Source organism: Paenibacillus sp. MCAF9, from assembly GCF_052114265.1.
Classification (GTDB): Bacteria; Bacillota; Bacilli; order Paenibacillales; family Paenibacillaceae; genus Pristimantibacillus.
Map to the genome: position 1 here is coordinate 191,990 of NZ_JBFREL010000010.1, position 11,132 is coordinate 203,121.

The window sequence follows — 11,132 nt, forward strand, 5'->3', positions numbered from 1 at the left end:
AAAAATAATAGAAATTCATTTATTAGTGAAAAGCTATAATTTCGTTATGCCTAACCAGCTTCGTGCAAGGCGTGCTGCACGCTCGTTATCCCATTCAACCATCGCTAGTGTTGATTCCTGCTGAGAGATTTCGCGAAATTGTTCAGACAACAACTGGCTTGCGATCGCGTCTTTCACTTTCTCATAGGATTGGAGAATGGGCTTTCCTTTAGAAATGCAATACAGTAGATGCAGCTCCCCGTTCTCTTCGAAAATATCGCTCAATTGATCTGCCTGGATTCGCTCTGCTTGCTGCACCGCTATTGGACTCTCTAGAGCCGCGGTACGACGAGTTGCACTCGTTAAGCTTGCATCCATCACCTCTATCGCAAGCTGCTTGGCAGAATCGATGAAGCTTGCTTGGTCTACAGCTGCTTTTTTCAACTGTTCCATAACGCGGAGAGCCTCGTTCTTATTACGCAAAGCGGCTCCTTCTCCATAAGGCAGCACCGCCCATTTAAGCTTTACATACCCCGGGAGCGAATACTTCGTCTGCTTATCCGTTTCATATGCCTGTTTTACTTTGTCATCTGGAACAGAGAGCTTGCCGCTTTTTTGCATTGCTTCAAGTGTCGCGCTTTCCAAATTGCTCATGTAATAGCTGTAATACGCTTCGATTTCGAAGGAAGTGGGTCCATATACGATTTCACCGTCTGCTGCAGCCTTGCTGCGCCTGCTATTCTCAGCTTCCATCCCGCTAAGAAACGATTCGTAGCTGCCATCCACAGCAATCCCACTCTTCTTCGCCAGCTGCTGCAAAGCTATCGTTTTCGTCAGCTCCGCTTTAGCTTCCTCGATTAACCTCTGCAAAGGCAATTCGCCGGAGTAGGAAGTCGTCCAGAACTGATCCGTATATTCAGCTCCGTAGGTTTGCTTGAAATAATCAGCTACGAGCGCTTTTTTCAGCCCTAAATACATTCCGAATTGTTCTGCTGAAGCTGCATGGCCGTTAACGATTAAGGGCTCGGAAGCCATGCTCGATCGTTTTTGCGAAGCGCCGACCAAGAAGAAAACTGCTGTAAGCGTTATCAATAAAAACAAAATGAAAAACTGCTTTTGTTTCGCACGCAGCCCCTTTATCGCCATATCCTTCTGCTTCCTCACGACATCCATTCTCCTTCCACACCACATGGTGTCCTTTGCCATTCGCAGAGGCTCCGCCGCTGCCCTATTGATTGTAAATCCCCAAGGCTGACTGCCCTTGGGGATTTAGAGTTCACCGAAAACTTCCGATGCTTATTGCACTTTATCGAGATAGTCCTTTTGGAAATCGGCAGCCGCTTTCTCAAGCAGTGCTTTCGGATCTGCATTCTTGTTCGTTAATACAGCTTGGATAGCCACATCAAGCGTTTTGTAAAGCTCTTGCGCATTGACTGGCACCTCGGGGCGAAGACCAACCGAACCATTCGTCATGTAATCATTGAACATATCCATATTTACATTGGTGTATTTATCAAGAATTGCTTGCTCTGCTTTAATACGATCCTCGTTCACCCATACGCGAAGTCCGTGCGGGCCCACGATTAAACCTTGCTCGTTAGCTGTTTTGGATTGCGTTTCAAGTCCAAGCAGCGACTCTTCACTCGTTTGCGGCGAGAAGCCCTTCACATCCAGCCATTTGAAGGCTGAATCCAATTGCTCAGGCGTTGCATCCGGCGCAAACATGTACAGTCCGCCGCCTAGAAGCGTCGCATTTCCTTTTGGTCCTGTCGGCAGTGCAGACATAGCCAGATTATCCTTTGGCATTTTCATGTTTTGAACAATTGCATTACCCCAATCGGATATGCCAAAGCTCATCGCCACTTGCTCTGTTCCGAACATTTGGAATAAATCAGTACCTACATCAACTAGATTGTTTGCAGGAAGCACGTCATATTTCCATTTCAAATCCTTTACGTACTGAAGCGCTTCAGCAGCCTCTGGGGAATTAAATACAGCTTTCCATTTGCCATCTACCTGCTGTTCAAAATCAGCGCCATATGCCCATGCGATATTCATGAACATCCAGCCGCCTTGATTGTTTTTGGTTGGGAAGAAAAAGCCGGACTTTCCTGTTTTCTCTTTGATCGTTTTAGCGGTTTGCGCAAGCTCCTCATAGGTTTTCGGGAAATTCGGCACCCCTTTGTCATCTACAAGGCCGGCTTGCTTGAACAGGTTTACGTTGTACATAAGGCCCATCACGTAACCGTCTTTTGGAATGCCGTAATATTTGCCGTCTTTTTGCACCAGCTTGAGCAAATCCGGGTTAAGCGCTTTGTCAAACTCATTTTTAGTCATAATATCCGTAATATCAGCGGCATAATTAGCCTTGATAATTTTGTCTGCTTCAGTAAAAAAGGTTTCATACACGGTAGGAAGCTCACCGCTTGCCGCTTTCGGAAGGAACGAGCTTACATCATAGCCCCATTCATCCTTATCCACTGTAATAAGCGGATATTTCTCTTTCATTTTGGCCACATAATCGGCGTAAATTTTGACCTGAGCTTCCTCATTCGGCTTCGGCCAATTGCTGACCTTGATCGTTGTAGGTTCCGCTTCGGAAGGCGCTTCCGTCGCTGGATTATTTTCGCCGCTGTTGCTGCTTGCCGTCGGCTCCACAGCGTTATTGCCGCTATTTTTGCCGCAGCCTGCGATAACGAGGACAAACACGCACAACATTATAAACGTAAGCTGCCAAGTGTTCCTTTTTTTCAAATTCATTTGCAATCCCCCAGCCTTCTATTTGGAATGATGACTTTACGAGCTTTTGAAGCGCTTTCTTATTTTGCCGGCAACTAAATGCTATCACACTCATTATCGCATTCAGTAGGGCACAAATCTGCGAAACCGTTTAATATTCTGCGCGCTTCCTTAACCTTTGATGCTTCCGGCAATCGAATAGCCCTGCATAATATAGCGCTGGAAGACTAGAAATAGTAGAACCGGCGGAACGATGGCAAACGTTAAGCCAAGGAACTGGATATCCGCAGGCAGCGTAGCTTTTAAGTTGAAAATAGCGACGATGACCGTCCACTGCGACTGGTCTTTCAAAATCATATACGGCCAGAAAAAGTCATTCCATACGCCGTTGATCGTTAAGATCGAGATCGTGATGAGCACGGGTCCACTCAAAGGCAAAATAATCCGCAAAAAAATACTTAGCTTGGAAGCTCCGTCAATATGGGCAGATTCGACCAAGGAAGCTGGAATCGTGTCGAAAAAGTTTTTGAAAATAAGAATGACTACGGGATTGACCGCCGCCAAAAACCATAAAGGCCAATACGTATTCGTAAAGTTAATATGGAACAGTGGAAAATCGACAATATTGCCGAACAAAGGAACAATTCCGACTGTACTCGGCAGCAGCACTGTCCAAAGAATGAGCAAAAAGAAAAAGGCGCTTCCTTTTGGCTTCAGCTTGGAGAAAAAGTAACCTGCCAATCCATTAAACAACACTGTAAATACAAGCGTTCCGATTGTCACATAGGACGTATTCACATAATAACGCATAAACTTGAACTCATTCCATGTGTCCCAAAGCTTCTCGATGTGAAACGACCGTGGAATAATGGTAGGCGGAATTTCGTAAAACTCCTTCACATCCTTGAAGCTGGACAAAATAACCCAGACAGGAGGCAGAAGGCATACGAGTGAAATGATCGTCATGATCGCAAAAAATAGCCAATACATAATTTTAACTTTAGGTATTTTGTATTCCAGATCCCCAATAATTCCTGATGACTTAGCCGTTTTCATTTACTCACTCCTTACTCCTTGTCCCATTTTTTCTGCAATTTGAAATAGTAGACGGTCATAACCATCAAAATCATAAAGGTAATGACGCCGAGTGCCACCGAATGGCCCGCCTCGAAATATCGGAAGGCATAGAAGTAGCTTTGCAGCTGCAGAGTCATAGACGAATTATTAGGTCCGCCCTCTGTCAAAACGAGAGGCTCATTGAAAATTTGGAAAACGCCGCTAATTTGCAAAATCAGCGTTAAGCCGATTAAAGGTGAAATTTGCGGTAGCGTAATGTTCCAAAATTTTCGCCATATGCCTGCGCCATCAATTGAAGCCGCCTCGTACAGCTCACTATTCACACCCTGCAAACTGGCTAGAAATAGCAGCGTTGTTGCCCCGAAGCTTCTCCATGTGATCGTGAGCACGATCGTAATAATCGTCAAGCTTGGGTCCTGCAGCCACCCCTGCGGATGAATGCCGACCATGCCGATTATTTTATTGACCAAACCGTTCTCGCTCGGCTCAAAGAGGAACATCCACAGCATCGATGCTGCAATTCCCGGAATCATGCTTGGAAAAAAAGCCGAAAACCGGAAAAAAGAGCTCCAATGCCGCATTTCATTAATCATGACAGCAACGACGATCGGAATGACAAATCCAATAACAAGAGACCAAAAAACGTACATAAACGTATTGATCAAGGTTTGCTGGAATACCGAATTGGTGATGACATCGATATAATTTTGCAGCCCGATAAATGATTCCGCTTTAAATCCCTTTGTCTTAAAAAAGGATAACCAAATGCCTGACAATAACGGCTGCCATGAAAAGAAAAAGAAAAAAAGCAGCGTGGGAATAATTAAAAGCCACGAGGACCATTCCTTCATCCAATACATAAAAAAAGTCGATTTTTTCTGCTTAGGAGTATACGTGGGTGTACCGGCGTTTACGCTCATGTTGGCTTCCTTTCCTAAATGATGTATTTAATTAAAATGATAACGCTTCCTTGCGAAGAGCGACATCCTTCAACCCTGCGAAATGGTTTGACATGGTGTGAATTATAAGCGCCGATTGCTGCTAACGTTGTTCTCCCTTCTTCATGGCAATCGCTGCTTTAGCTCATGGCAGCACAGTAAAAAGATTTGCCAGTAGGTTGTTATCCTGCGAAAGGGTGGATTATTCTGTCGGAACCTTCCATGGCACTGACGAAATAAGGACGATAGATTATAATAAAATGGATCGACAACAATGGGTTATGGGGGAGTCGGACACCATGTTGAAAGCGCTTATCGTCGACGACGAATATTTAGTTCGCACAGGAATCCGCGAGACCATCGATTGGGCCGAATATGGGGTAGAGATTATTGGAGATGCAAGCAATGGCGTGGAAGGGCTGGAGCTCGCACTGCTTCATCAGCCCGATGTCATTGTGACTGATGTGCGTATGCCTTATATGAACGGGCTGGAGTTTTTGGAGAAAATAAAAGAGCATAATCTGCATTGCGGCGTTATTGTGCTCAGTGGATACGATGAATTTCAATACGCCCAGGAGGCGCTTCGCCATGGCGCAGCCAGTTATCTGCTTAAGCCGGTAAATATCGATGAGCTGGCAGAAACGGTCCAGCAAATTGGGCGGCAAACGATTGAAAAACGAGCAAACCGCATGCAATTTCAAAAATATAAAAAAGAAGAGAACGCCATCTCCTCGCAATTTTGGCTTGATTTATTTTACGGGCGACTCTCTGACACCACATTGATTCAGGAGAAATATGATTGGCTGAGTATCGCGATTGCGCCTGAGGATAAACTGATTGCTGCTGTAATCTCTATCATTCCAGACACCGTTACAGCGATAGATTTTGTTGATCAATCCAAATGGTCGGCAATTGAACAGCAAATTCGCCAGATCTTAAACAACCATTCAGTGAGTACTATAGCTGTTTTGCAAAGTGCACCGACAGAATGGACAGTCATCGCGGCTTCGAGCCTGCCGATCACCGATTTCGCATCCACCATGTACACTTTTGGTTACGCTGTCATTAAAGAAATAAAAGACTCCGCCGGCTTCCAATTGACGGTAGGCTTCACTGAAGCAGCTGACCGCTATGCGGGCATACACACTGCTTTTGTGAAAGCACGCGAGGCGGCACGCAAATCCATCTCTGGATTAGGCGGCGTTTTATTCGAATCAGAAAATGAACGTTCAGGCTCAAGACGCGAGGTTCGGGACGCGCTCGCCTATATTAGACTTCATTTTGCAGATAACATTACAGCCGACATGGTTGCCGAGAAGGTTCATGTCAGCCCAACTCATCTGATGCATTTGTTTAGGAAGGATCTGAACAAAACGTTTTATGAGTGCCTGACGGAATATCGCATCGATGAGGCTAAGCGTTTGCTGCGCTACTCCTCCTACCGCGTTTATGAGGTCGGTCTGCATGTCGGCTTCGGCGATTCCAAATATTTTAGCCAAATTTTCCGCAAAATGACCGGGATGTCTCCTAGCGAATATGCCAAATATCAACAATAAGCAGGATCGCAGCGACAAGTCGTCCTCTATTTTGCGTAAAATGAACATTAGAACCCGAATCGTCTTTGTCATCATCGCCGGATTGACGCTGCATCTCACTTTGATGCTGGGTGTGTTCAACATTTACGCGCACACGTATCTCAAAAACAATTTGTACAATCACATTGGCAATATTCAAAAAGAGATCGGACTCAGCTTAGAGCTGATCGTCGATGATATCCAAATGCTTTCGCTCCGTTTCCTCGTCAATACAGACATTTACCGCCTAATCGGCGACTTGTCCATTGCAGAGGATGAGAAAAAAACGCGTATTCGTTCGCTGATGGAAGGCATCGTCGCCAAAAACGAGCTGATCGGCGACGTGGTGATCATTACAAATGAAGGCACCCGTTACCGATATGTCGCCGATACAGAAATTTTTGAAGATCCGGATGACCTGCTGCTATCCAAAATCGAGGAGTCTATTTTACCTGTTATCGGTAAGGTGAAGCATAACGCTAAAGGTGACGCCTATATCGTTTTCGGACAAAAATATCGCAATTTCAATACAGGCCAAAACATTGGAACAATACTCGTCTATGTGAAGGAATCTTCGCTGTTTAATCTTTATAAGCCAGCGTTTGAGGGGTTAGGCTATTCCTATATCGCCTCGGTCACTAATGAAGTGATATCACATCCCGATAAACGGGTGGTCGGCAATACTCTTCTGGAATCGGATTCGTTCCATCCCGGCGAAACGGCAGGTTATCGAAACGTATCATCGGGGCATGAAAACTATGTTTTGAGCACGTATCCGCTGAGCGACCGCCTGAACCGATTCGGCGTCAGCTGGAAGCTTGTTTCCGTTGTATCGCGGCCACAATTGTTTGCTGCGATTACGGAAGGAAACCGCAATGCGCTGTATTTCGCTTTGCTCGTTTTTGTTGGTCTCTTAGCTCTATCTTTTTATTTGGCGTCCAAAATTACCGAACCTGTTTTCAATTTGACAAAGAAGCTGGGTGCGATAGGAAAGTCCGGGCTGCAGCTTATGAATGATCGAAACAAGCCGAGCGACGAAATCAGTGAGCTGGAAAACAGCTATTACACGATGATCGACCGAATTAACAACCTCATTCATGAGAACAATGAGGAAAAGGAAAAGCAGCGAGTGATGGAGCTAACCGCTTTGCAATCGCAAATCAATCCGCATTTTTTGTACAATACGCTCGATGCGATCACTTGGACGGCCAGGCTGAAAAAACAACCTGAAATCGAGAGAATGATCTCTGCGTTAGCAACCTTCTTCCGAATCAGCCTTCATAAAGGGGACAAGCATATACCCGTTGAGGAAGAGATTCGGCTGGTAAAAAGCTTTGTAACCGTTGAGCTGATGCGTTTTCCAGACAAATATGATGTCACCTACGATATTCCGGAGCCGCTTCGGAAAATTCGCATCTTGAAGCTTATTCTTCAGCCATTAGTGGAGAACGCCATTAAACATGGCATGAGTGAGAAACAAGGAAAAGGATTAGTCGAGGTTAAGAGCTGGCGAGACGAAACCTATCTGTATTTTGAAATTAAGGATGACGGGGTAGGGTTTAAAAGCAAATCCAACATTCAAAGCACCGACAAAAATGTGTTGTTTCAAAGCGGTTACGGCCTGAGAAACGTTGACGAGAGGATTAAGCTCGAATACGGCAAGGAATCGGGACTCACGATAACGAGCGAACCCGGAAAAGGAACGACTGCCCTTATTCGGATTCGCCTCAGCCTAGATCAAATCTCATGATGTCTGCGCATTTTTTTGTACAAATCCTTTAATGGATCTAGAATGCTGCGAGACAGCCGCTTAATCAGTATAAAAAATAGTGCCAAAATAAAAGCGCCAACTCCGATCAGCGTATTTCTTAGCAGTCGGAGTTCGCTTTTGATCGGCTCGCCTGAGATTAGAATCGCGATTCGATCATCGGAATGATACAAGCGATATAACAAAACAATGCCCTCTTCCGTCTGATTGATCGTCATTTCCTCATTTGCTTCTTCTTGTGTATCCTCCTGCAGCGTTTCCCAAATCACATCGTTAGGCTCTTCCTGCAAGCCATTTGCATTCAAAATCGCATGATCATGCGTAATAATATAGGTAGGATGACGGCCATACAATTCAGGATCGTCGGCATGATAGAAGCTGCTCATCTTTTTCAAATCCACATTCATGAGAAGCAGGCCCGTTATCTTCTCATTTGTATCGATGATTTTGGCCACATAAACCAGCTTTCTGCGTGGATCTGTGTTCTTGTACACGAGCGAGCTCGAAGCTTGTACAATCCATTCGGACGTTAAATCTGAGCTTAAAAACTTCGTATATTCGGGAAGCTTCTGAGTCTCTTGGAACGAGCGTATCGCTGATACGTTGCTTGATGCGTACACGCTGCCGCTATTCCCGTACATCACCATATCTAAAATATAGAGGTTGGATGAAATCATGCCGTCCAATATCGGCGGAATGGTATTGTCATATTCGCTGCTTGTGAGGGAAGCATGAACGGCTGTATTGTTTGTCACCAAACTAGCCATTTCCTCCATCCATTTCATAAACAGCTGGGCGTTTTTGTGCTGCTGGCCTGTATATTGAAGGGAAAGCTGACGCTGCATTTCCGAGCTTTTGTTCTCCATGGTCCGAAATACGAGCATGCTGGATAAGATCACATATAAAACAATGACCGATAGCAAAATAATTTTCATTTTCTTATCAAGCGATCTGAACACCGTATCCCCTCGTTCCCCAGTTGTCCTTATTTCTATTTTAACGCAAGCTATAATGAAGCGCTTTCTTTTATTGCCCATCGATAGTACCATACAAGCTGCTTATAAAAAAGCCGTTAAAGCTGCGAAATGGTTTGCAATCGCAGGATCGAAGGATAAACGAAAAAAAACTCCCGATTATCTCAGGAGTTCATTCGCAGAATGCGGGCAGGCCGCTATAACGTTTCAACTAGTGCTTGCGCAGCTTCTTCGATATGCGATTGCCCGCTGACTGCATCAGCTGTACGAGTAAAATAAGAATAATGACACAAACGTACATCACGTCGGGCTCCCAGCGCTGGTAGCCGTATCTAATCGCCACATCGCCTAAACCGCCTGCGCCAAGTACACCCGCCATCGCTGTTGCGCCGATTAATCCAATCGTTGCGATGGTTAAACCAAGCACGATCCCAGGTCTTGCTTCCTTCAAAATAACCCGCCAAATGATTTGCCGGCGCGAGGCTCCCATCGCTTGAAATGCTTCAATAACACCGGGATTCACCTCCAGCAAAGCCGATTCGATAAGCCTCGCAATATAAGGCGCAGTATAAAAGACAAGCGGAACGATTGCTCCCCTCACTCCGATTGTCGTATGCACAATCCATTTCGTAATGGGAATGATCGCTATTAAAATAATGATGAACGGGACAGACCGCAGCACATTGATGACTGTGTTTAACAGATGATAGAGCACCTTGTTCTCATAAATATGATTTGGGCGCAGCACGACTAGGCAAATGCCCAGAAACAAGCCAATAATAGTGGAGAAAAACAAGGAATAGACAACCATCGCCGCCGTTTCCCCTAGCGCTTCTGTGTATAGATCATGGTTCTCGGCGAGGCTTCTGAAGAAGCTATCCAGCATGCTTAAGCACCTCCACCTGCATTCCGTTTTGTACCATGTATGCAATTCCTTCTTCTATGGCAGTCGATTCGCCCGGCAAACTAATTAAGAGAAAACCAAACACGGTATCTTTAATTTTCGTTATATTCCCGTACAAAATGCTTGGCCGAAGCTGATAGCGCAGCGTCAAATCTGCGAGTATAGGCTCGCTTACCGTTTCCCCAATGAAGGAGATGCGAAGCAGATGTTTTGGCTCTGCGGGGTGGTTAGCTTTGTTAAGCAGCTCCTGCGGCAAATCCGCATCAAACACGCTTTTCGTAAATTTTTTGGTCGTATCCGTTTGCGGTTTCGTAAACAGCTCCAAAATAGAGCCCTGCTCTACAATGATGCCGCTCTCCATAACGGCTGCTCGATCACATATCTTTTTCAACACATACATCTCATGGGTGATAAGCACAATCGTAATTCCATAGGAACGATGAATGTCGAGCAGCAAATGCAGGATCGAATCGGTCGTCTGCGGATCAAGCGCCGATGTCGCTTCATCGCATAACAAGATTTCCGGCTCGTTGGCAAGCGCCCTTGCAATCGCCACACGCTGCTTCTGTCCTCCAGACAATTGAGCGGGGTAGCTGTCACGTTTATCCTCAAGATCCACAAGCTTCAGAAGCTCACTTACCCTTGCTTCAATTTGTTTCTTTGGAGCACCTGCAAGCACGAGCGGAGAGGCTATATTCTCATAGACGGTACTCGACATAAGCAAGTTGAAGTTTTGAAAAATCATTCCGATTTTCCGCCGCATAATGCGCAGCTCCTGCTCGCTAAGCGATGCCAGATCCGTGTTGTTTATACGTATACTGCCAGCAGTCGGCCGCTCCAAATAGTTGATGCAGCGCAGAAGCGTGCTTTTGCCTGCTCCGCTGTAGCCGATAATGCCGAAAATTTCCCCTTTACGAATATGCAGATTCGCGTCCTTAATCGCATGGATGTTCTGTTTGCCCTGTTGATACGTTTTGCTGACATTTTCGATCCAGATCACTGTACAACCCCGCCTCTGCTAAAATGTTAAAAAGGGGCTGTCCCAAAAGCGTTAAGCTCACTGAAGGGATAGCTCGCTTTGAACAGAAATATTGCAAAATATGAAAAATAGCCGTACAGGGTGGTCTATTCCTGTACGGCTATTTTTTTCTTTTGGTCTATGGTTGCTTTCTTCATCAG

General features: G+C 45.4%; 9 protein-coding genes. 2 read left to right on the top strand and 7 right to left on the bottom strand.

Features of this window, described 5'->3' with window-relative positions; genetic code table 11:
- Positions 1 to 33: 33 nt before the first annotated feature.
- The 4 genes from AB4Z45_RS18195 to AB4Z45_RS18210 form a co-directional block, all read right to left on the bottom strand.
- A complete protein-coding gene (locus tag AB4Z45_RS18195; RefSeq protein ID WP_441910630.1) occupies positions 34 to 1,143 on the bottom strand; it encodes a hypothetical protein in 1,110 nt (369 codons plus the stop codon).
- Positions 1,144 to 1,275: 132 nt separating this feature from the next.
- Complete coding sequence (locus tag AB4Z45_RS18200) at positions 1,276 to 2,739, bottom strand: ABC transporter substrate-binding protein (RefSeq protein WP_441910631.1); 1,464 nt, start codon at positions 2,737 to 2,739, stop codon at positions 1,276 to 1,278.
- Positions 2,740 to 2,889: 150 nt separating this feature from the next.
- On the bottom strand, positions 2,890 to 3,774 hold the full coding sequence (locus AB4Z45_RS18205; protein ID WP_441881096.1) for a carbohydrate ABC transporter permease: 885 nt from the start codon (positions 3,772 to 3,774) through the stop codon (positions 2,890 to 2,892).
- An 11-nt stretch (positions 3,775 to 3,785) separates the two neighbouring features.
- Positions 3,786 to 4,715, bottom strand: a complete 930-nt coding sequence (locus tag AB4Z45_RS18210; RefSeq protein WP_441881097.1) for a carbohydrate ABC transporter permease — start codon at positions 4,713 to 4,715, stop codon at positions 3,786 to 3,788.
- Between the two features lie 317 nt (positions 4,716 to 5,032).
- Here AB4Z45_RS18210 and AB4Z45_RS18215 point away from each other — a divergent pair, with 317 nt between their 5' ends.
- Both AB4Z45_RS18215 and AB4Z45_RS18220 read left to right on the top strand, forming a co-directional pair.
- The gene (locus AB4Z45_RS18215) at positions 5,033 to 6,289 is read left to right on the top strand and encodes a response regulator transcription factor (RefSeq protein ID WP_441910632.1); all 1,257 of its coding nucleotides are present in this window, start codon (positions 5,033 to 5,035) and stop codon (positions 6,287 to 6,289) included.
- Complete coding sequence (locus AB4Z45_RS18220) at positions 6,270 to 8,057, top strand: sensor histidine kinase (protein ID WP_076268551.1); 1,788 nt, start codon at positions 6,270 to 6,272, stop codon at positions 8,055 to 8,057. The genes AB4Z45_RS18215 and AB4Z45_RS18220 overlap by 20 nt, the downstream gene beginning before the upstream one ends.
- Here AB4Z45_RS18220 and AB4Z45_RS18225 read toward each other — a convergent pair.
- The 3 genes from AB4Z45_RS18225 to AB4Z45_RS18235 all read right to left on the bottom strand — a co-directional run bounded on the left by AB4Z45_RS18225 (position 8,045) and on the right by AB4Z45_RS18235 (position 10,953).
- The gene (locus tag AB4Z45_RS18225; protein WP_076268552.1) at positions 8,045 to 9,034 is read right to left on the bottom strand and encodes a cache domain-containing protein; all 990 of its coding nucleotides are present in this window, start codon (positions 9,032 to 9,034) and stop codon (positions 8,045 to 8,047) included. The genes AB4Z45_RS18220 and AB4Z45_RS18225 overlap by 13 nt on opposite strands.
- Before the next feature lie 226 nt (positions 9,035 to 9,260).
- The gene (locus tag AB4Z45_RS18230) at positions 9,261 to 9,935 is read right to left on the bottom strand and encodes a methionine ABC transporter permease (RefSeq protein WP_441910633.1); all 675 of its coding nucleotides are present in this window, start codon (positions 9,933 to 9,935) and stop codon (positions 9,261 to 9,263) included.
- Positions 9,925 to 10,953 carry a methionine ABC transporter ATP-binding protein gene (locus AB4Z45_RS18235; RefSeq protein ID WP_441910634.1) on the bottom strand — a complete coding sequence of 343 codons (1,029 nt, stop codon included), beginning with the start codon at positions 10,951 to 10,953 and terminating at the stop codon, positions 9,925 to 9,927. The genes AB4Z45_RS18230 and AB4Z45_RS18235 overlap by 11 nt, the downstream gene beginning before the upstream one ends.
- Positions 10,954 to 11,132 lie beyond the last annotated feature (179 nt).